The sequence below is a fragment of the Nostoc sp. TCL26-01 genome, assembly GCF_013393945.1.
Taxonomy (GTDB): domain Bacteria; phylum Cyanobacteriota; class Cyanobacteriia; order Cyanobacteriales; family Nostocaceae; genus Trichormus.
In genome coordinates, this window is record NZ_CP040297.1 from 4,908,086 (window position 1) to 4,931,149 (window position 23,064).

General features: G+C 41.0%; 17 protein-coding genes. 6 read left to right on the forward strand and 11 right to left on the reverse strand.

Annotation, left to right across the window (positions count from 1 at the left end; genetic code table 11):
* The first annotated feature begins 10 nt into the window (after positions 1–10).
* The 3 genes from polA (at position 11) to FD725_RS21220 (ending at position 5,161) form a co-directional block, all read left to right on the forward strand.
* A complete protein-coding gene (gene polA / locus FD725_RS21210; RefSeq protein WP_179049976.1) occupies positions 11–2,941 on the forward strand; it encodes a DNA polymerase I in 2,931 nt (976 codons plus the stop codon).
* 44 nt (positions 2,942–2,985) lie between these two features.
* Complete coding sequence (locus tag FD725_RS21215) at positions 2,986–3,957, forward strand: alpha/beta hydrolase (protein ID WP_179049977.1); 972 nt, start codon at positions 2,986–2,988, stop codon at positions 3,955–3,957.
* Positions 3,958–4,495: 538 nt separating this feature from the next.
* A complete protein-coding gene (locus FD725_RS21220) occupies positions 4,496–5,161 on the forward strand; it encodes a sugar transferase (protein WP_372726688.1) in 666 nt (221 codons plus the stop codon).
* Position 5,162: 1 nt separating this feature from the next.
* On the opposite strand, the gene FD725_RS21225 is transcribed toward FD725_RS21220, so the two are convergent.
* From FD725_RS21225 to FD725_RS21250, 6 genes are all read right to left on the reverse strand, one after another.
* On the reverse strand, positions 5,163–6,002 hold the full coding sequence (locus FD725_RS21225; RefSeq protein WP_179051630.1) for a carbohydrate ABC transporter permease: 840 nt from the start codon (positions 6,000–6,002) through the stop codon (positions 5,163–5,165).
* A 44-nt stretch (positions 6,003–6,046) separates the two neighbouring features.
* Positions 6,047–6,634, reverse strand: coding sequence for a 5-formyltetrahydrofolate cyclo-ligase (locus FD725_RS21230; protein ID WP_179049979.1), 588 nt, complete (start codon positions 6,632–6,634; stop codon positions 6,047–6,049).
* Positions 6,635–6,698: 64 nt separating this feature from the next.
* Entirely contained in the window at positions 6,699–7,643 is a 945-nt protein-coding gene (locus FD725_RS21235) for a GDP-L-fucose synthase (RefSeq protein ID WP_179049980.1), read from the reverse strand.
* 22 nt (positions 7,644–7,665) lie between these two features.
* A complete protein-coding gene (gene gmd / locus FD725_RS21240; RefSeq protein WP_179049981.1) occupies positions 7,666–8,748 on the reverse strand; it encodes a GDP-mannose 4,6-dehydratase in 1,083 nt (360 codons plus the stop codon).
* Positions 8,749–9,134: 386 nt separating this feature from the next.
* Positions 9,135–9,893, reverse strand: coding sequence for an exopolysaccharide biosynthesis polyprenyl glycosylphosphotransferase (locus tag FD725_RS21245; RefSeq protein ID WP_179051631.1), 759 nt, complete (start codon positions 9,891–9,893; stop codon positions 9,135–9,137).
* A gap of 110 nt (positions 9,894–10,003) precedes the next feature.
* Positions 10,004–11,149 carry a glycosyltransferase gene (locus tag FD725_RS21250; protein WP_179049982.1) on the reverse strand — a complete coding sequence of 382 codons (1,146 nt, stop codon included), beginning with the start codon at positions 11,147–11,149 and terminating at the stop codon, positions 10,004–10,006.
* Positions 11,150–11,419: 270 nt separating this feature from the next.
* On the opposite strand from FD725_RS21250, the gene FD725_RS21255 reads away from it, so the two are divergent.
* From FD725_RS21255 to FD725_RS21265, 3 genes are all read left to right on the forward strand, one after another.
* On the forward strand, positions 11,420–12,358 hold the full coding sequence (locus FD725_RS21255; protein ID WP_179049983.1) for an NAD-dependent epimerase/dehydratase family protein: 939 nt from the start codon (positions 11,420–11,422) through the stop codon (positions 12,356–12,358).
* 603 nt (positions 12,359–12,961) lie between these two features.
* Positions 12,962–16,042 (forward strand): DUF4912 domain-containing protein, encoded by a 3,081-nt coding sequence (locus FD725_RS21260; protein ID WP_179049984.1) that lies wholly within the window; start codon positions 12,962–12,964, stop codon positions 16,040–16,042.
* 166 nt (positions 16,043–16,208) lie between these two features.
* On the forward strand, positions 16,209–18,041 hold the full coding sequence (locus FD725_RS21265) for an ABC transporter ATP-binding protein (RefSeq protein WP_179049985.1): 1,833 nt from the start codon (positions 16,209–16,211) through the stop codon (positions 18,039–18,041).
* Positions 18,042–18,119: 78 nt separating this feature from the next.
* On the opposite strand, the gene FD725_RS21270 is transcribed toward FD725_RS21265, so the two are convergent.
* From FD725_RS21270 to FD725_RS21290, 5 genes are all read right to left on the reverse strand, one after another.
* Positions 18,120–19,208, reverse strand: coding sequence for a glycosyltransferase family 1 protein (locus FD725_RS21270; RefSeq protein WP_256871684.1), 1,089 nt, complete (start codon positions 19,206–19,208; stop codon positions 18,120–18,122).
* A gap of 5 nt (positions 19,209–19,213) precedes the next feature.
* The gene (locus FD725_RS21275; RefSeq protein WP_179049987.1) at positions 19,214–20,374 is read right to left on the reverse strand and encodes a glycosyltransferase family 1 protein; all 1,161 of its coding nucleotides are present in this window, start codon (positions 20,372–20,374) and stop codon (positions 19,214–19,216) included.
* A 5-nt stretch (positions 20,375–20,379) separates the two neighbouring features.
* Positions 20,380–21,351 (reverse strand): GDP-mannose 4,6-dehydratase, encoded by a 972-nt coding sequence (locus tag FD725_RS21280; RefSeq protein WP_179049988.1) that lies wholly within the window; start codon positions 21,349–21,351, stop codon positions 20,380–20,382.
* Between the two features lie 308 nt (positions 21,352–21,659).
* On the reverse strand, positions 21,660–22,037 hold the full coding sequence (locus FD725_RS21285; protein ID WP_179049989.1) for a GtrA family protein: 378 nt from the start codon (positions 22,035–22,037) through the stop codon (positions 21,660–21,662).
* On the reverse strand, positions 22,038–22,979 hold the full coding sequence (locus FD725_RS21290; protein WP_179049990.1) for a glycosyltransferase family 2 protein: 942 nt from the start codon (positions 22,977–22,979) through the stop codon (positions 22,038–22,040). It abuts the gene before it with no gap.
* Positions 22,980–23,064 lie beyond the last annotated feature (85 nt).

Genomic DNA, 23,064 nt, shown 5'->3' on the forward strand with positions numbered 1-23,064 from the left:
CAATAAGGCTATGTCTCAAACTTCTGCTTCTGTGAGTGATACACGTCCAACGTTCATCTTAGTCGATGGACATTCTCTGGCTTACCGTTCATACTTCGCCTTTGCTAAAGGGCGGGATGGCGGCTTACGTACTCAAACCGGTATTCCCACGAGTATTTGCTTTGGTTTTCTGAAATCTTTGCTAGAAGTCATGGCTACACAGCAGCCGCAAGCAATAGCTGTAGCTTTTGACTTAGGCTTACCAACCTTTCGCCACGAAGCCGACGATACGTATAAAGCAGATCGTCCAGAAACCCCAGAAGATTTTGTTCCTGACTTAAAAAATCTGCACGAATTACTCCAAGGCTTGAACCTGCAAATTTATACTGCACCTGGCTATGAAGCAGACGATGTGCTGGGAACTTTGGCTCAAACAGCAACTGCGGCTGGATATAAGGTGAAAATTTTAACAGGCGATCGCGATTTATTTCAATTAGTCGATCCTGAAAAGGAAATTACAGTCCTTAATTTTAGCCCCGATGCTCTTAAGCGCTCTACAAATACGATTACTGAATTTAGTACCGAACAAGTCAAACAGAAAATGGGTGTTTTACCTACACAAATTGTAGATTTTAAAGCCCTGTGTGGAGATAAATCAGATAACATTCCTGGAGTGAGAGGTATTGGCGAGAAAACAGCAGTCCAGTTACTCAATACCTATAGTTCTCTAGAAAATATTTATAAATCATTAAGTGAAATTAAAGGTGCAACACAAAAAAAATTAGTAGAAGGTAAAGAAAACGCTGAGAAATCACAATATTTAGCAAAAATAGTTACAGATGTGCCTTTAGAAGTTAATTTAGCAGATTGTAATTTAAGAGGATTTGATAATACTATACTTGCACCTATTTTAGAAAAATTAGAGTTTAGCTCTTTTCTAAAGAAAATCAATGAACTGCAACAACAGTTTGGTGGTCAAGTTGCAGAAATACCACAACCAGAAAAATTAGATATAGAAACTGACTTTGATGATGCAGATATTTCTTTCTACACTGCTGCGGAAACAGAACTAGCACAACAAAGACCAAAGAAACCTATTTCATCAATTCAACCACGCATAATTAATACAGAAGCTCAACTCACCGCATTAGTTAACATCCTACAAAAATTTACCAACCCAGCAAATCCCGTGGCTTGGGATACAGAAACCAGCGACTTAGAACCACGAGATGCGGCTTTGGTAGGTATCGGCTGTTGCTGGGGAACACAAGCAGATGAGTTAGCTTATATTCCCTTAAATCATCGAACTGGGGAAAATTTAGCTCTAGAAATTGCCCTGACAGCATTGCGACCAATTTTAGAAAGTGTTGATTATCCCAAAACTTTCCAAAATGGCAAATTTGATCGTTTAGTTTTCCGCACTCAAGGAATTAACTTAGCAGGTATTGTCTTTGATCCGATGTTGGCTAGCTATGTTTTAAATCCAGATACTAACCATAATTTAAGTGATTTGACTCTGCGTTACTTGGGTTTAATCATTCAAAACTATGTAGACTTAGTTCCCAAAGGAAAAACTATTGCTGATATCGATATCGCTGTGGTTGCAGATTACTGTTGTTTGCAAGTTCATGCCACATATCAACTTGTGCCAAAATTGCGTGAGGAACTAGCAAAAAATCCGGCTTTATCCCAGCTACTAACAGATATAGAACAGCCGTTAGAAGCCGTGTTAGCAACAATGGAATACACTGGTGTTCGCATTGATTCAGACTATCTAAAAGAACTTTCTCAGCAATTAGAAATAGATTTAGCTAAATTGCAGGAGCAAGCAACAGAATTAGCTGGAGAAAAATTTAATTTAGGTTCTCCCAAACAACTGAGTTATATATTGTTTGAAAAATTGGGATTAAGCACCAAATATTCCCGAAAAATTCAGACTGGCTATTCTACCGATGCAGCAACATTAGAAAGGCTGCAAGAAATTGATGAAACTGGTTTTGTCAATGCCATTATTGAATATCGGACTTTGGCTAAATTAAAGTCTACTTATGTGGATGCTTTGCCAGCGTTAGTCCGTCCAGATACGCAACGGGTACATACTGATTTTAATCAAACTGCCACATCAACTGGTAGGTTATCTTCTTCTAATCCCAACTTACAAAATATCCCCATTCGTACAGCCTTTAGTCGGCAAATCCGCAAAGCATTTTTACCAGAATCGGGTTGGTTAATGGTGGCTGCTGATTACTCGCAAATTGAGTTAAGAATATTGGCTCATTTGAGTCAAGAACCATTATTAGTGCGAGCATATCAGCAGAATGAAGATATTCACACAGTCACAGCCAAATTAGTCTTTGAAAAAGAAGATATTACAGCAGATGAACGCAGAATAGCTAAGACAATTAATTTTGGTGTAATTTATGGAATGGGTTCTTTGAAATTTTCTCGCTCCACAGGTATAGATAAAAATGTAGCTAACGAATTTATCAAGCGATTTAACGAACGCTATGCTAAAGTGTTTGCTTATTTAGAGGGAGTGAAAAAACAAGCGATCGCTCAAGGTTATGTGGAAACTATTCTTGGTCGGCGGCGATATTTTGATTTTACTAGTAATAGTTTACGCAGGTTAAAAGGCAGCAATCCAGAAGATATTGATTTGAGTAAATTAAAAAATCTTGGTGCTTATGATGCTGGATTACTGCGTTCCGCAGCCAATGCTCCCATTCAAGGTTCTAGTGCTGATATTATCAAAATTGCTATGGTCAGATTGCACGAAGTTCTAAAACAATATCAAGCGCGATTGTTATTACAAGTTCATGATGAATTAGTGTTAGAAGTTCCTCCTTCTGAATGGGCAGAATTACAATTACAAATTAAATCGGTGATGGAAAATGCAGTGAAATTAACTGTGCCTTTGTTAGTAGAAGCTCGTGCAGGGGATAATTGGATGGAAACAAAGTAAATTAATCCGAGTCAATCGAGATTACTGGTGTTATCTACTCAAATATGCCAATCTACGGTGCGGATGCAATTAATTTTCATGGGGTGAATGGCGATCGCTATTGGTTCCACGAGCCGTATGCTTATACTGGCGTGGCTGATATTGATGAACGTCTCAGTGGCTTTCCTGTCGCCGTTTTTTTGCCAAATCACAGGCCAAGACAGCACACACCCCTAGTCATCGGTTTGCAGGGTATGTGTGCGCCTTATGGTTGGAACGCCTTTATTGTCCCGACACTGACACAAATGGGGATAGCCGTAGCTTTATTTGACCCACCATTGGCGGGTGAACGTAGCTTAGTTCGTACCTCCACAGCTTTAGTCCAGAACGAGATCAAACCATTAATTGAACGGGGTATTCCCTTCGATACAGCCCTGTTTTTGTCTATATTTCAGAGAACAGCCAGTGACATTGCCATGATACGCGAATTTTGTGGCGATCGCTACGGACTCACTGATCCACGAATAGCACTATTTGGTGTCAGTATGGGTGTGCTGCTATCCGCCTACGCTTTTACCGCCAATGGTTTAGGAGAAAGATTGCTAGGAACCATTGGTCATGCTGATTTGCCATCTTTTGCTAAAAGTTGGGGTTATCCAGTTTTGCCAGACATCGCCGCTTCACCTGTTGGTATATTAGCCGAAATAGTGTTAAAAAGATTACGTCCAGATATGCGGTCTGTAATCAAGTTGTTACAGTTAACTAAAAAGCTGAAATATCAGGATGAATATGCTTGGAACTGTAACCCGATGAATTACATTCAACAAGTCAGGCTACCTCGTAAAGTTCGCTTTTTACTTGGTGCTAACGATTCCATTGTCAATATTCAAGATGCCCGGACTTGCGCTCAAAAATTTCCTGATGGAGAATGTTATGTTGTTCCTGGGATGGGACATGGAACAAGACACTGGGGTGTTTCCTTCGTCGATCATGTACGCTATTTTTTGGTGACTCAATTGGGTGATTGGCAAGATTAAACTCTTTTAACGGGAACAGGTGACAGGTGACAGGTGACAGGGAATAGGGAATAGAGAATAGAGCAGGGTGTTGGACTCTTATTTAGAGACTTCCAGAAAATAAAATATTCAATGGGTGATAGCAAATATGATTATGGGATTTTTCCTCCCCTGCCAAATCAGTTACCAGTTAACAGTTATCAGTTACCAGTTAATAAACGTTCACTGTTCACTGTTTACACCCCTGCCTCCCCTGCTCACTAAAGCGATAGAGTTACCCTTTACGCCTTAGTTCTACACAACCTGCTATTAGCATTCACTTAACTGTATTGAGTTCTCAAGAAGTTAAATTACTATTCTTAATCAAAAAATCATCAAAATTTAAAATGTTCAAGGCAAATTGAAAGATTGTGTAAACCTTGAGGATTTAATTTTTTGATGAATGAAGTTTTTGTGTATATTTGCAGTTGGTATAAAATAATTGCTTTTACAAAAATATAAAAACTAATTTGTAGTTATGTTAATACCCAATTTGACTTCTAAGCTAGGAAAAACCTCTGTGAATCAACTATCTGTTGTACATCATCCACATTTAAATAAGTTTTCACAACAGTCTTTACATCCTTCCACTATCAGTATAACAAAAAGATTTATTGATATTTTAGGAGCAATTGTTGGGTTGTTCATCACAACTGTAATTGCCATCCCCATAGCAATTATTACTTTGATCATTGACCCCGGCCCAATATTTTATTCGCAAATTCGTTGCGGTTTAAATGGACGGAATTTTCGCATTTGGAAATTTCGGTCTATGGTGGTTAATGCCGATAAACTCAAGCATTTGGTGAAAAATCAAGCCCAGGGTCACATTTTCAAATCGGTGAATGATCCACGCATCACTTCTGTCGGGAAATTCTTACGTCGTACCAGCTTAGACGAATTTCCCCAATTTTGGAATGTTTTAATTGGGGATATGAGTTTGGTAGGAACTCGTCCACCCACACCTGATGAAGTGATGCACTATGAACCGCGTCACTGGGAAAGATTAAGAGTGAAGCCGGGGATGACTGGAGAATGGCAAACAAGAGGACGTTCTAGTATTAAAGACTTTGAAACTATTGTGCAAATGGATCTAGATTATCAGCGTAAATGGTCGATCGCTTACGATCTCCATCTTGTATACAAAACTATATGGGTAGTCTTGAAAAAAAGTGGGGCTTGTTAAATTAACCTTTGATACCACTACCAGTATCTGTAGCGACAATGTAACGCTGTAGGATTAAAAATAATATTAATACAGGTGCGATCGCTATAACTGAACCAGCCGCAACTAAACGCCAGTCAAGAGAGAATGTCCCTGCCAGTTTGGCTACACCTAGAGGTAGGGTGTACAAGTTTTCATCTTGAATCACAATTAAAGGCCAGAGAAAATCACTCCAAGAGCCAATAAATACGAAAATAGCCAGAGTTACCAGTGCAGGACGAACTGCTGGGATCATAATATGCCACCACAAGCCTAATTCTGAACTACCATCCATCCTTGCGGCTTCCTCTATTTCCTTGGGAACACCCATGAAAGCTTGTCTTAAGAGAAAAATCCCAAAAGCAGAAGCCAAGCTAGGAAAAATCATGCCCAGATAAGTATTGCGTAACCCCAACTGCACAGTCAGAATGTATAGGGGGATCATGACAATTTGAAAGGGAATCATAATCGTAGATACGATCGCCACAAAAATCCAGTCCCTTCCCGGAAATGATAATCTTGCTAAAGGGTACGCAGCTAAAGCACAAAATAAAAGATTCAAGCCCACAGTTAACACCGCTACCAAGGTGCTGTTGTATAAATACTGACTAAAAGGTAAAGAATTCCAGACAGTGACAAAGTTGTCTATTGTAGGTTGACTAGGTAATAACTGCGGTGGCGACTGTAAAATATTTTCGCTGGGTGACTTTAAAGCTGTACTAATCAGCCACAGTAGAGGAAAGAGAGTTACTAGAGCGATCGCTGCCAATAACCCATACATTACCACCATTCGCCAACGCCAGTTTGCAGTTTTCCCAGTCATCATTGACCCACTTAATTTTGACTACAGCCTAAGTTTAACTACTTTCAGGTAGCATCAGAGTGGCTGGTCTTGAACTCAGTTTCTGTACAAACAGCTTGTAATGGCAAATCCCAACTAGCAACAGGTAATTGGGGTAAATAAGCAAAATCAAAGACAATACCTATAGTGAATTTTTGTGACCACTCTGGAGAATTGAGCAAGCGATCGTAATATCCTCCACCATAGCCCAAGCGATATCCACGATAGTCACAAGCAACACTGGGGACAAGGATTAAATCAACGTCGTCAGGATTGATGATCGGGGCTTGAGAAGATGGTTCTGAAATACCGTAATTATTAATATTTAAAGAATCTGTCTGTGTCCAAATATGCCAACAGAGGGATTGACCAACGCAGCGAGGAAACCCCCAAAAATGTTTCGTGTTGGTAAATAAAGGACTGAGATCAGGTTCTTGACGAAAACTGAAATAAGCAAGTATTGTGTTTGCTTGGATAAAGAGAGTAGAAGATTGTAGCTGAGTGCAAATGCGATCGCTTTTTTCCTTCCACTCTCCAACAGACATTGACTGCCGAGTTTTAATTAAAGTCCGGCGTAATTCAGTTTTACTTTTTTGATGGTCAACATTATCCATCGAAATCTTAGGTTATGAGGAACAGGTTATAGGATAAAGGTTACACTTCCCTGTCCCCTGTCCCCTAAACAGCGTTTTGCCGATACCAATCAATCGTATTTTTCAACCCCTGCTTAAAGTCTACCTGAGCAGTGAAGTTAAAAGCTTGCTTGGCTCGTTCAGTATCCAAACAACGCCGGGGTTGACCGTTAGGTTTGTCAGTTTCCCAAACAATTTCTCCGGTAAACTCCATCAATTCGCAAATCAGAGTGACCAAATCAAGGATAGAAATCTCATAACCAGTTCCCAAGTTAACTGGTTCAGATTCATTGTAGAATTGCGTCCCCATGACGATACCCAATGCGGCATCATCAGAGTACAAAAACTCACGGGTAGGACTACCATCACCCCAAACAGGGAGTTGTTTATCTCCCCTGATTTGAGCTTCATGGACTTTGCGAATTAACGCGGGAATGACATGAGAACTTCCTGGGTCGAAGTTATCTTCAGGCCCATATAAATTTACTGGTAGTAAGTAGATGCCATTAAAACCATACTGCTGCCGATAAGATTGCAGTTGGACTAATAGAGCTTTTTTAGCAATTCCGTAGGGAGCGTTAGTTTCTTCTGGATAACCGTTCCACAAATCATCCTCTTTAAAAGGTACTGGGGTGAATTTAGGATAGGCGCAGATTGTTCCCACACACACGAATTTTTCTACATTGGCCTGATAAGCTGCATGGATGAGTTGCGTACCCATGATCAAATTATCGTAGAACAACTCTGCGGGTTTTTCGCGGTTGAGTCCAATACCACCAACATGAGCCGCTAAGTGAATGATAATGTCTTGCTGATCAACTGCTCGCTGGCAATTTTCCATGACACGCAAATCCAAGTCACGCGATCGCGGTACACTAATTTTCGCTACATCAGCCCCAGCCTGACATAGCTGATTAATCACCTGACGACCTAAAAACCCTGCCCCACCGGTGACGAGAATTCGCTTATTTTTTAGTTCTAAGGCGGTCATATTTTTATCCTTGGAAGGTTAATCAGAAGTGGAGAGCGCCCAATTCTTGACGAATAGTGGCTATATCGCGCTGTGACAGGTGTGAACCATTACCATTGGGTGAAGTCAGACCCAAAGCTTGTAAATCTGCCTCTACCATCAACGCGACTAGTTCTGGAAAAGTAACGGAAGGTTTCCAGCCCAACTTTTGCTGTGCTTTGGTAGAGTCACCGATTAATAAATCCACTTCGGCTGGACGCAGATAACGTTCGTCAAACTCCACATGATCTTCCCAGTTGAGATTGACATGACTAAAGGCTAGTTCTAGAAATTCTTTTACCGAGTGAGTTTCCCCTGTGGCAATTACGTAATCATCTGATTGTTCTTGTTGCAACATTAACCACATTGCCCGGACATAATCTTTAGCGTAACCCCAATCTCGCTTGGCATCAAGATTACCCATGTAGATGTTTTTCTGCTTCCCGGCGACAATTCGAGCCACAGCTCTGGTAATTTTGCGAGTCACAAAGGTTTCACCACGACGGGGTGATTCATGGTTAAAAAGGATACCGTTGCAAGCGAATAGATTATAAGATTCGCGGTAATTGACAGTTTGCCAGTGAGCGTAGACTTTGGCGCAAGCGTAGGGACTGCGGGGATAAAACGGTGTTGTTTCACTTTGGGGTACGGCTTGAACTAGACCATACATTTCTGAGGAGCCTGCTTGATAAAAGCGCACTTGAATACCTGTGCGTCTTTCGTAATCTCGAATGGCTTCTAGTAGGCGCAGGGTTCCCATACCCACGGCATCTACTGTATATTCTGGTGAATCAAAACTAACTCTGACGTGGGATTGAGCGCCCAAATTATAAATTTCTGTAGGTTGGACTTCTTCTAAAATCCTTCGCAGCGTTGTACCGTCGGTTAAATCACCGTAGTGAAGAAATAACCGCACTCCCTCTTTATGGGGGTCTTCATAAATGTGATCGATGCGGTCAGTATTGAAGGTAGAAGTCCGGCGAATAATACCATGAACTTCATAGCCTTGCTCTAACAAAAATTCACTCAGGTATGAACCATCTTGACCAGTGATACCGGTAATCAACGCTCGCTTGTTTTGCGCCATGCTCTATTATTCCTTTTTGTGTGTATTGAATTTTTGGTAGGTCAATTGATACAACCTAGCAGGTAATCACTAAATTGCCTAATGGTGAACTTACGAGTTTTACAGGACACAGGGATTTTATCGTAAATAAATATACTTAATAAAGTTGAAGATTTTAGGAAAATTTACGACTGAAGCAGCATAAATAAAGCTGTATCAGAAATTTTACTGAATATTTGAGACAATTGCGCGAGATTTTTCTTTGCCAAAACTTTACATAAGAGAGATTTTATTCAGTCAAAGTTAACAAAAAGCGAGAAATGTATCAAGTGAAATTTGGTTTTTGAATTTTAAATTGATATTGAGGGGCATTAACTGCCCCTGAAAAGAAAAGTTTTATGATTGCATCAGTATGCTCCGTTATTTTTTGGCATAATGACGACATCGATGGTTTTAAATATAATCCATAGATCCAACCACAGGTTCCTGGATTTGACATAATACAAATCTATTTGGACTCGACGTGGATAGGGAATGTCATTACGTCCAGAGACTTGCCATAATCCGGTAATTCCTGGTCGGATTGTTAAAACTTGCTCGATGTGATCGCCGTATTTTGGTAATTCTTCTGCTACTAAGGGGCGTGGCCCAACAACACTCATATCCCCTTTTAAAACGTTCCAGAACTGGGGAAACTCATCTAAACTAGTGATTCGTAAAAATCGACCAATACTAGTGATTCGAGGGTCTTTTTTGAGCTTAAAGCTATTTTCAAATTCTTGCCGCAACTGTGGGGATGTTTCCATCATTTGCATGAGGATTTCATCTGCATTGGTCACCATTGTGCGGAATTTAATACAATTAAAGGGCTTGTAATTTTTGCCTATTCTTTCCTGTACGTAAAAAATCGGCCCTTCTGAACTGAGAGCAATCAGCAAAGCCAAAATTAGATAGACGGGTGAGAACAGGATCAACACCAATAACGAAAACACAATATCGAAAAGTCTTTTAGCAAACTCTCCGTTTAAATCCTGCAAAGACAAACCTTTGGGTTTGATTTTAGGTGTCTTTGTTTTTTGACCACGCTTAACAGTAGAACGCATAGACGGGCTAGCTTCTTGCCGTAAACGTCGCTTGCCGGAGAGGAGTGAGCTCTGGGCAGTCATCATACTCCTTAATAATCCACACCACACATAGTCCCAATCTTAAAGCCAAAAGGAGGTGCTTCTGGGGTTAAATTGCCAAAAGCATACAAAACAATTACAAAAAATTTTGGCTATCCTGCTAAATAAGGCTTTTGCTGATGGCACTGTTCTAAAAAATTTAGATAGCGCTGGGCAAAAATTTGCGGCGAAAACTCGGCGGCGTGCGATCGCATATACTCAGGATTGAGCGTATCTTGATACATTTCAAATTTTTCCACTGCCTCTACCAAAGCTGCTTCTGTCTGCATTGTAAAGAATATCCCTGTTCCTGTATCTTTATAAGATCGTACATCCCTAACGGTTTCTGTTGCCCCCCCCATACCATAAGCAATTACCGGAGTTCCACAAGCCTGTGCTTCTACTAAAGCAATACCAAAATCTTCGCAAGCTGCATACACAAATGCTTTGGCTCTAGCCATGTACTTTTTGACTACATCCTCAGATTGCCAACCCAATATTTGAATATTGGGCTTCGCTAGCTCACGAATCTTGCTCATTTCTCCACCTGTACCAATAATCACCAATGGGCGCTGCAATTGATTAAACGCTTTAACAATTAGAGATACTTGTTTATAACTCACTAACCGGGAAACAGTCAGATAGAAATCCTCTTTCTGCGGTAAAAAAGGAAATGCCTCTACATTGACTGGTGGATATATAACTTTTGCTTCTCGTCGATAGCAACGCCAGATGCGCCGAGCCGTGTACTGAGAATTGGCAATAAAGTAATCAACTCGATTGGCACTCAGTACATCCCACTGACGTAAACGATGTAACAAGTAACGAGTTACCCATCCCGGCAGACCATTCCCCATTTGGCTATGGCGTAAGTAATCAAATGTTAAGTCCCAAGCGTATCGCATGGGACTATGGCAATAACAAATATGTAATTGGTCGGCAGTTGTCAACACTCCTTTAGCTACAGCATGAGAAGAAGACAGAATTACATCGTATTGACGCAAATCTAGTTGTTCTACTGCCAAAGGTAAAAAAGGTAGGTATTTTTGGATACCATTGCGGGCAAAGGGGAAATGCTGAAGAAAAGTCTTGCCAATCTGACGTTGGTATAAATAACTATCAGTATTGCTAGATTCAAAGTCAATCAAGGCATATAAATCAGCATCAATGTGATTGAGAATTTCTCGCACGACTAATTCTGAACCACCTGTGGCTTTTGGTGTCAGCCACTCATGAACAACAGCATATTTCAAGGGCACAGCTAACTTTTAAGGTGTAGAAAAGAACTCAAGCAATGTGTGAGGTTAACTGCAAGGTTTCCCTTGGCGAGCAAGCGATGGGAAGCGCCCCAGATTTATCGTTAAGACGCGATTCTCTCAGAAGTGGTTCCAGAGGGGTACGGCAAGCTGATAACCTCAAATGAGGGACTAGGGATTGGGTAATGGGTACTAGGTATGAGTCTGACACTAACCCTAATTACTAGCCTCTAGCCTCTAGCCTCTGAAAATATACATAGGAATTGATAATTTATGCGAATTTTAATTATGGGTGGTACTAGGTTCATTGGTGTCTATCTGACGCAAATTCTGGTGAAACAGGGACATGAGGTAGTACTGTTCAATCGTGGTAATCGCCCTCTACCGAAATTACAAGGAGTAGGACAAATTATAGGCGATCGCACTGATGCCACACAGCTGAAAGAAAAATTATCACGAGAAAATTTTGATGTCATTTTTGACAACAATGGGCGGGAATTAACTGATACTCAACCGTTGGCAGAGATTTTTCAAGACCGAGTGCAGCATTTTGTCTACATGAGTTCTGCGGGGGTGTATCTCAAATCTGATCAACTACCCCACATGGAAGGAGATTCGGTAGACCCCAAGAGTCGCCATAAGGGTAAGCACGAAACTGAAGCTTATTTACAGCAACAGGGATTACCTTTTACTTCGATTCGTCCGACTTATATTTACGGGCCGCTCAACTATAACGATTTAGAAAGCTGGTTTTTTGACCGCATTGTCCGCGATCGCCCAATTCTGATTCCTGGTAATGGTTTACACATTACACAACTAGGTCATGTCAAAGACTTGGCTCAGGCTATGTCGCAGGTTGTGGGTAATCAGCAGGCAATTGGGCAAGTGTATAATGTTTCGGGCGATCGCTTTGTAACGTTTGATGGTTTAGCTCGTGCTTGCATCCAAGCTGCCGGTAAATCACCAGATGATATCAAAATCTGGCATTACGACCCAAAAAATTTTGATTTTGGCAAACGCAAAGCTTTTCCCATGAGAGTACAGCACTTTTTCGCTGCCATCAACAAAGCCCAAACAGATTTAAATTGGCAACCTGAATATGATTTAATTTCTGGGCTGAAGGATGCTTTTACCAACGATTATTTAGCAACTGGGCGAGACAAAGCAGAAATAGATTTTTCTGTAGATGAGGAGATTTTACAAGCGCATTAGAGGGGGGATAGGTGACAGGTGACAGGTGATAGGGGATAGGTGATAGGTGATAGGTGACAGGGGATTGGGGATTGGGGATTGGGGATTGGGGATTGGGGGTAGTGTTACTTGTCCTCTCTTTCCTGCTGACCTGAAGGGTGGGTGATGATCTGAGTAGAAGCATCAATAAACCCCTTTGGTTGCTCTCATCGGGCAGAGGGCAGAGAGGGCAGTAGTATTTCTCCTGCCTCCTGTTCTGTGCTTCAGTTGATAAAAATAATACCTTAACAAACTAAATAACCCTGGCAACTGAATCATCCGTAAAGTAAGCACAACACTTGGACTTGATTTAAGTGGAGTGTCTAGGGGTGCTTTGACTCACCCCACTCGGATCTATATCTGGGTGACAGCTAAAAAGAAGCAGAGCGATGTGGTTTCAACCCGTCGCGTAGCATCCTTTTAGAATCCCCCGAATTTAATTCGGGGGAGTAGTCAAAGCAAGTAAATTAACAAACAGAAAACAAATATTGACAGTGGATGTATAATTAGCGCGTCTCTTCCTGATATAACAAGATAAATTTAAGACTGGCTGATTTTCTGTTCCCTGTACCTGGTAAGGAGCATATGTGGCAAAAAGACAAAAAAGATAGTGGCATAGTTAATTTGGCATTGTTTCTGGCCTTGGCTACCACCCCGATCGCTACAAACCTGTTAGTGTCAGCGCCTATACTGGCACAATCGGAAGCTGATATACCTGCTTTTCCCCTACCGAAAACTGTAGAAAATGGCACTACGGTGCGAGTAGATGGTTCGACTACCTTGGCGGCCGTTAATCAAAGCTTGAAACAGGGTTTTGAGGAGCAGTTTGCTGGGACAAAGGTGGAGGTGGCGAATAGTGGTACAGAGGCAGCACTGAAAGCTTTGTTAGCAGGAAAAATTGACGTAGCAGCAATTGGGCGTGGTTTAACTCCAGAAGAAAAAGCCCAAGGTTTAGAGCAAGTCAGACTGCACAGAGAAAAGATTGCCATCATTGTCGGTGAGGAAAATTCTTTTAAAGGCAGTTTGACTGATCGACAATTTGCCAGAATTTTCCGAGGGAGAATTACCAATTGGTCTCAACTAGGGGGAAGCAACACCAAGATTCGTGTCATCGATCGCCCTAGTGAGAGTGACACACGCAAAGCTTTGAATAACTATCCTGTATTCAAGGCTGCTAAATTTGCTACAGGTTCCACTGCTACCCAGGTGACAGAAGACAACACCGCAGAAATTGTCAAACAGCTAGGTAAAGATGGCATTAGCTACGCCAGAGCTAATCAAATCTCCAAGCTGCCGGGTGTGCGAGTTCTGCAATTACACGATACTTCACCAACAGATCCTAAGTATCCGTTTTCACAACCATTAGTTTACGTTGTCAACAAAAATCCTAGTCCTGGGGTGGCTGCCTTTGTAGGTTATGCCCTAGCATCACCAGGACAAAAAGCTATAGAAACAGCGAGAGTGGCGGAAGCAGTAGCGATCGCTAAAGGTGAAGAGCAAATATTTCTCACAGCTAATAACCTCACCAGTACCCCGGGAACTACACCTGCTGCTACCACTACTCCTATAGTCGGTAGTACCCCAACAACTGTGCCTTTCACTACACCTGCGGACAATGGTTTCCCCAATGCGGAAACGGCAAACGCCAATGTCAATCAGCCTGCGGTTGCGACCTCTCCAGAAACCCCTATGGGGCGCAACTTACTATGGTGGTTATTGTTACCTCTAGCAGCGATCGCAGGCTCACTGGTTTGGTGGCTGAGGCGGCCATCAGCTAGTAAGGTGACTAATGATCAGCCAGAACCCACTCCCCAAGATGATGGTGATCAGTTGACTCTACCACCTGTAGCTGAGTTGCCATTAGTAGAGATCCATAATCACACTACTCCTAACTCTACTGTCGCTGATGGTGATCATTTGGCGATCGCTGACAAAGAGATAGACCATCAAGTACCAGCAACAACCAATAATTTGGGAAATTATCCAGTAGCCATTCCCCCAGAACTAGAGCAATCGCCTTGGGATATGGAAGCACCTGCTGCTGTTGTTAACACCTCATATCCCCAACTCAGAGACGTATCAGTACCTCCCACTCATTTAGAAGTACCGACTGAGGATATTCCAGAGTTACCCGATATTCCTGAACTGACGACATCGAATAGAGAACAATTGACAGTCTTACAACCTCCATTCCCAGAGGATTTACCAGATACCACTACAGCAGTAACAGATATTTGGTCTACAACCGAAGAGTTGGCAAACAGCAACCCAGAGGAACCGACGACAGAATTAACTCCAGTAGTTGATGAGGAAGTCTCGGAGGATTTAGATTCATTCCCCGATATGCCGGATATCTACCAAATCTTTGCGGATGAAGGCGAAGTTACCCAAGAGGAGACAATATCCCCAACCGCAGAAACAATTAGCTGGCCTGAGAGTGCAGAAGAACCTCCAACAAACTCGACATTTGCAGAAATTCCTGAAGATGCTTTAAATTTGGTCGCTGATGCTGCCGAACTGGGTGAGAGTGAAACCTTGGAGGAAACAGAATTCTTAACCCCATCCAGTTTAGGGACTCTGGCAGGTGGTGCAGCTTTAGCAGGCGCAGGAGTCGCTACCTGGAATGTTGTTTCTAGCATTGAGGAAACAGAAACATTACCTGTACCTGTAGTCAGTGACACTCCTGAAGAAAATTTACCAACAGTGGTTGCAGAAACAGCTGATTTACCAGATGAAGAGGAAGAAAGCAGCATCGTCCTCAGACCACGTAGCCCTGAATGGGCATACGTTTCCTGGTATATTTCTCCTAGCGATCGCCAAAAACTAGAAGATGCAGGTAGCCCCGAATTAGCTCTGCACCTCTATGATGTGACGGAACTTGACTTGAGTTATCAAACTCCCCATCAGGTACAGCAGTATGAATGTGAGCCAGCTACAACGGATCGCTATATCCCCATCCCTGCTAGCGAACATGACTACATGATGGAGGTTGGCTATCTCAGCAACAACGAAACCTGGGAAACCATCGCACGTTCTCTGACGGTGCGTGTCTTTAATCGTCCCTATACGGAATCGCTATCAGCAGAATTACCCACAACAGATGCGGCTAGTATTGTTGTCTTTACTCCCCGTACACCTAAATGGGCTTATGTCAATTGGGAAATTGCTGATACTCACAAGCAAATACTCAAAGATAAGGGAATCGCTCAACTAGCACTGCGGTTGTATGATGTCACCAATGTTGACCTGAGTTATCAACATCCCCAGTTAGTACAGCAATACGAATTTGAAGAAATCACTAGCGATCGCTATGTATCAATTCCTCAAAGTGAACGCGATTATATGACAGAAATCGGTTATCAGACAACAGGCGATCGCTGGGTAACTATCGCTCGTTCTGCTAGCGCCCGTGTCTTTAACAGTCCTCACGGCGATTTTTGGTTTGTTGCTGACACTGAGTTAATGATCCACGGTGCAACTGAGCCAGGTGCAAAAGTGATGATTGCTGGTAAACCCATTACCTTGAAATCAGACGGTACTTTCCACTTGCGGATACCTTTCTCCGAAAAGGTGATTGAGTATCTGATTTCTGTCGCCAGTGAAGGACAAACTAAAAGTATCCACAAGAAGTTTTTCCAAGAAACTTCTGAAGGGGATAGGGGATAGGAGGGAATAGGCAATAGGCAATAGGCAATAGGCAATAGGGGATAGGAGGGAATAGGCAATAGGAGGGGATGGGCAATAGGAGAGGATGGGAGGGAATAGGCAATAGGCAATACCCCTAACTACCTACCTCAGCAAATGTGGGTGTTTCTACGCTATAACCAGAATAATGAAGATAAAAAAGCGACGAAACACCCTGCGCCAATCACTCGCAGTTTTCCGTTATAGCGGTAGAGCCATAAACTTGGTGTGGACTACGAGCCGCAGGATGACGATAATTTTGGCTACTTTAACTTTAGTGGCTGGGTTGTTACCTGGGGCGATCGCCTACATAGGTAAGTTGATTGTGGATGGGGTAGTTTTCTCATCCCAACTCAAACCAGATAATCAGAGTTTTGTCAATATTTCTCAACCATTATTTTATGTGCTTTTAGAGGCGATCGCTGTAGCTTTACTAGCAGCTAGTCAAAAGGGGCTAATTGTTTGTCAGTCTTTGTTGCGGGTGCTACTCGCTCAACGAGTCAATGTGCTGATTTTAGAGAAAGCCTTAACACTTGATCTGACTCATTTTGAAAACTCAGAATTTTATGACAAATTAACCAACGCCAGAAAGGAAGCCTCTATTCGTCCCCTATCTCTAGTCAACCGCACTTTTGGTTTAGGACAAAATGCCTTGGCTCTCATTACTTACGGCGTTTTACTGATCAAGTTGTCCATCTGGGCAGTAGTAGTGTTGATTTTAGCAGCCCTACCCGCATTCATCGCTGAAACCAGATTTGCTGGGGAAGCTTTTCGTGTATTTAGTTGGCGTGCGCCAGAAACCCGTCACCAGCACTACATCGAAAATCTCTTAGCCAGAGAAGACTTTGCCACGGAAATTAAACTCTATCAATTAGGAGAGATGCTATTAGGACGCTACCATAGTGTGTTTACTCAACTCTATGGCGAAGACCGAAATTTAACTATCCGCCGGGGAATGTGGGGATATTTGTTGAGTTTGGTGAGTACTGCGGCTTTTTACATCGCCTATGCTTGGATTGTGGTAGAAACAGTGGTGGGGCAAATTTCCTTGGGAGACATGACGATGTATCTGACTGTGTTTCGTCAAGGACAGTCTACCTTCGCTAATGCTCTCACTTCTATTGGGGGGATGTATGAAGACAATTTATATCTTTCCAACCTATACGATTTTTTAGAAGAGCCAGTCAATCAACCTTGGGGAAATATCACTCAAGGGATCAATCCCCAAGATGGTATCCGGTTTGAGAATGTATCTTTTACTTATCCCGGTAGTTCTCAACCTGCACTAAAAAATATTTCTCTGCATTTACAACCAGGAGAAAAATTAGCGATCGTGGGTGAAAATGGTTCAGGAAAAACTACCTTAATTAAACTGCTCACCCGACTCTACACACCCACATCTGGGAGGATTTTACTAGATGGTGTGGACTTACAAGAATGGAATGTCGATGCTTTACGTCGTCGCATTGGGGTGATTTTTCAAAACTTTGTCCGCTATCAGTTCACTGTGGGCGAGAATATTGGTGTGGGCGATGTCAACAATCTCAAAGATAGCAGTCGTTGGCAAGTAGCAGCCCAAAAAGGCATGGCCCAACAGTTTATTGAGCGATTACCCCAAAATTTTCAAACCCAGTTAGGACGTTGGTTTAAGGGCGGACAGGAATTATCGGGGGGACAATGGCAAAAAATTGCTTTAGCGCGGGCTTTTATGCGATCGCAAGCAGATATCTTAGTCTTAGATGAACCCACATCAGCTATAGATGCTCAAGCTGAGTTTGAGATTTTCAATCATTTTCGCGCCTTAACACAAAATCAAATGGTGTTTTTGATTTCCCACCGTTTTTCCACTGTCAGAATGGCTGATAAAATTATGGTGATTGAAAATGGGGAAATGGTAGAACAGGGAACTCATACAGAATTACTGGCAGCTGATGGCAATTATGCCAGACTTTTTTGGTTACAAGCTGCGGGTTATCAGTAGAACAATAGAGTGTAGGGTGTGTTGTCGCACAGCGCAACGCACTGCTAACAATTGCAAAACTAAACTAGTGACAAAAATTTATAAATAACGAGATAGGACATCTACAGTCGCTTTGCCAGTTTTTTCCCAACTAAATTGATTGGCCCTAGCCATACCTTGAATAGATAAATGCGATCGCAATTCTACATCATCAGCAATCATCCGCATGGCTTGGGTAATTTCATCTGTGTTGTAGGGATTAACCAAAATCGCTGCATCACCAGCAACTTCCGGTAAGGATGACAAGTTAGAGGTAATCACCGGAGTACCACAAGCCATTGCTTCTAGAACCGGAAAACCAAAACCTTCCCAAAGACTAGGGAACACAAGAGCGATCGCTTGGTTAATAATAATGGGTAGTTGAGCGTAGGGGACATAATCCAAAAACTTAACACGGTGGGTTATCCCCAGTTCGGCAACTTGCGTCTGTAAAAGTGGTGTGTAACGTCCATCAGTAGGGCCGACTAACCATAGTTCATAGTCGCTACTCTTGGATAATGCGGCAAAGGCGTTGATTAATCGTTGTAGATTTTTGTAAGCATCTTGCCTGCCGATGTAGAGAAAGTAGTTGCGAGTTGGTATATTAAGATGGCGAAAATGTAGGCGATCGTGTGCTAAAGGAATGGCAGTGATTTTACTCGCGGGAATTCGGTAAAAGTCAACAATATCCTTAGCTGTAGCTTCAGAGTTACAAACAATATGTTGCGCCTGCGTCAATACTTGCGGAACGTAATAGCGATGATATTGTGTCAACGGTGAAAACCGTCTCGGAAAGCGCAACGGTATCAAGTCATGACACATAACCACAAAGCGACAGTTGTTGTAAAGAGGTGCTTCTGGTAAAGGTGAAAACAGTAATTGGGATTGAAACTGTTGATAAATTCTAGGCAATCGAAATTGTGTCCACATCAACCGATGGAAGTGTCCTCTTGTACCATGCTTAGGAGTCAAATTATCTGGTACAAGATAGCATTTAAACTCAGAATAATTTTGAGATGTTAATAAAGTGGGCTTAAGTAATTTTAAATAAGGAAAAATATTTTTAGCATAGTTACTGATTCCAGTTGGTTGAGATAACAGTATAGATAAATTGATTATTAATTTATTCGATGAGACATAATCTACCATTGTCATTAAATTAAGCTTCTATAGGCATTTAATGTTTGCTTTGCTGTTCTTTCCCAAGAAAATAATTTGGCTCTTTCTCTACCTTTGGTAATTAAATCCTGTCGTAATTGAGAATCACTAATTACCTGCAATATTGCTTCTGCTAACTGAGTATAATCATTTGGCTCAATTAGGATAGCAGCATCTCCTGTTACTTCTGGTATAGATGAGGCGTTAGACGTAACAACTGGTACACCTAAAGTCATAGCTTCCAATACAGGCAGACCAAATCCTTCATAATGAGAAGGATAAACAAAAACGTCAGCTTTTGTATAAAACAGTGCTACTAATTCATCAGATAAGTAGTCAAGATGGTGAATTTCATTTTTCCAAGGAGAATTTTCTATAGCTTTAAATATTGGTTCATAATTCCATCCTTTTTTACCAACTAACACTAATTGATGTTCAATTTTATATTTTTCCTTCAACCAATTAAAAGCGGTGATTATCCCATGAATATTTTTCCTCGGTTCTATAGTACTGACAAAGAGTAAATATGGTTTAGAAAAATCATAGTTTGCTTGCTTTTCTAAGAAATCATTATCTGTGTTAAATAAATAATCATCATTGTAACGACTAGCTAAAGGTGTCACATAAACTTTTTCTGGCTCTACTTGTAGATATTCAACAATGTCTCTTTTTGAGCTTTCGGAAATAGTTAAAACTAGGTCTGTCCATTGTAAGCATCTCTTGATTTTTGTCGTATATGTTTTGACAACTGAGTTTATATAATTAGGATACCTCACAAAAGTCAGATCATATATATTCATCACTTTTAAACTCTGATTACAAGGATAAACTGAGTAATTTGTCCCATGTAATATATCTGGTTCACCCAAATATTGTTCAAAGTAAGATAATCCAGGTTTAAATTGTAAATTTAGTAGTAAATCTGATATTCTCACCGGTAAAGGCAGGAAATAGTTTTCACTATATGGTTTCAAATAATCAGGAAAACTAAAGTCACGCTTCAGCCAATTTTTTAACCCTGGTTGATATACTATTCCTAACTGAAATTTTTCTGCTGTTTGTAGTGAATTTAATGCACATATTAAATTAAAAACATAAAAGCCAACCCCACTTGGTTTTGGATCTATAGGGGTGGCATCAATGACAACTTTTAACATTCAAATCAGACTCCGCCGTTGCTTAATTTTTTTAGGTCATAATCAACCATTAACTCAACCATTTTCTCAAAAGTATGTTGAGGTTGCCAACCTAATTTAGTCTTGATTTTATCAACAGAGCCAACTAACTGTACTGGTTCATCAGGACGATAAAAAGTGGGGTCAACAGATACATAATCTTGCCAATTTAAACCAACGCAGTTAAAAGCGCACTCAACCAATTGTTTTACCGAGTAGGTTTCACCACTAGCAATAATGTAATCATCGGGTTCGTCTTGTTGCAACATCAACCACATAGCGTAAACAGCATCTTGCGCGTAGCACCAATCACGACGAGCATCAAGATTGCCTAATTTTAATTCACTTGCTAAACCGAGTTTAATTTGGGCTGCTGTCTGCGTAATTTTGCGAAACACAAATTCTGCACCACGTCGCGGTGATTCGTGGGTGTAGGTAATGCCGCAACAACCATATAAATTGTATTGTTGGCGATAGTTAATTGTCATCCAGTGGGCGTAGGCTTTGGCGACACCGTAAGGGTTTCGGGGACGAAAAGCAGTACGTTCGGTTTGAGGTGATTCGTCGGGTTGACCAAAAACTTCACTACTAGATGCTTGGTAGAATCGAGCATCCGCCTTGCAGCGCCGGATAGATTCTAAAAGGCGAGAAACACCAAGGGCTGTATATTCAGCTGTGAGGGCTGGTTGTGTCCAAGAGAGAGGAACGTAGCTTTGGGAAGCGAGATTATAAATTTCGTCGGGTTGACACTCGCTAATCACATCCATTAAAGAAGATTGATCTAAAAGATCGCCAGATAAAATTTGGACGCTACCTGAGAGATGATGAATGCGCTCTAGGTTGCTGGTGCTAGAACGGCGAACTAAGCCAAACACTTGGTAGCCTTTCGTTAAAAGGAGTTCAGCTAAATAAGAGCCATCTTGTCCTGTTAAACCTGTAATTAGAGCTTTTTTGGTCATATGCTATAACAAAATAAATTATCAAGATTAGCTGTTAATTATAAGGTACGAAAATTATTTGTAGGGGAAATATCCTTCGAGAAGCCTTCGGCTACATGAATTACCCCAAACCAAGTAATTTTTCAAAAATATTGGACAAAGTATCAATACTAAATATAGCGTTTCCAATTCTGGTAAGGTACAAAATTACCCCTCCCCAACCCTCTTCTTACTAAGGGGAGGGTGCGCGACAGCGCGGGTGGGGTGTATTTCATGTGGCTGGGAATTGCCATATACCCAAATAAAAGTGATAAAGTAATCACTGATTTTCATGCTTTAAATGCCCACCTTGAATTAAGAAAAAAATTACTTATAGGTATAAAAATAATTGCTATTATTTGCCCAATTAAATACCACAAATGTAAAACATTAACTATCAGATACATAATTCCTAAATTTAAACTGAAGCCAAATAAAGAGACTATTGAATAACGAAGCAAAGCTCTCCTATGCTTGCTTTTTGATCGGAAAGTCCATCTATAATTCAGCCAATAAGAAATTATAACTACAACTATGAAAGCGGCAGATGAACTAATTACAGGAGGTAAAGTCAAAATCTCTACTAGCAATGTTAGCAAACCTATATGAGTGAAAGTTCCTAACGCTCCAACTATTGCATATTTAATAAATTTACTGCTTGTTTTCATTTACATTTCATCAATTATTTCTGAAATAATATATCGAGGGCGACATTTAACTTCTTCATATATTCTGGCGAGATATAATCCAATGATACCCAAGCTAATCATGATTAAACTTCCAATAATGAGAAGAAGAAGAATTACGGTAGTAAATCCGTCAACTGATCGTCCTGTCAACTTAAAAAACAGAGTTTGCAATCCTAGTATGATGGCAAAAGTCAAAAATAAGCAACCAGAAAAAGTAATCAAATGTAGTGGTAATGATGAAAATGATGTAACTCCAGTAATAGCAAGTTTCATTAAATTAAGAGTAGACCATCTTGATCTGCCACTAATGCGAGATGCAACCTCAAAAGGAATTTTTATGCGTTGGAATCCTAGCCAAGCCGTCATACCACGAAAGAAAAGATTACGCTCTCCCATTCTTAGCCAAGCATTTACCACCTTACGATCAAGAAGCTTGTAGTCTGATGCACCCTTAAGATTATAGCCAGATAGTTGATTCAATATTGCATAAAAAATCTCAGCACCTATCTTGCTGCTAAAAGACTCGTTCCCACGAGATATTTTGATAGCTTCTACTATATCGGCATCAGATTTTTGCCAAATACTCACCATCTCTGGAATTAAGTGTGGAGGATGCTGTAAATCTCCATCCATGATAATTACTGCGTCACCTTTAGCCATTTCTAAGCCAGCACATAAAGCACATTCTTTACCAAAGTTTCTGCTTAAACGCACTGCCTTCAATATTGGGTAATCTTGAGATATTTGCTTTATAACATCCCATGTATTGTCTGGAGATCCATCATCTATTAATATAATCTGATAAGATTCTTTGTTGGTTACTTTTTCTAATGCTGCAATCACCTCTTGAATAACTACATTTAGATGATTCCCCTCTCGATATACTGGAATTACAACATTCAACGTAGGTTGGCTATACATTAGATTCTCTAGATTCTTTATGACTAGAATATATTCTGTAGCTTATCTGTATTCTAAAGCTCACTTTATTAATCTCTCAAAAGTT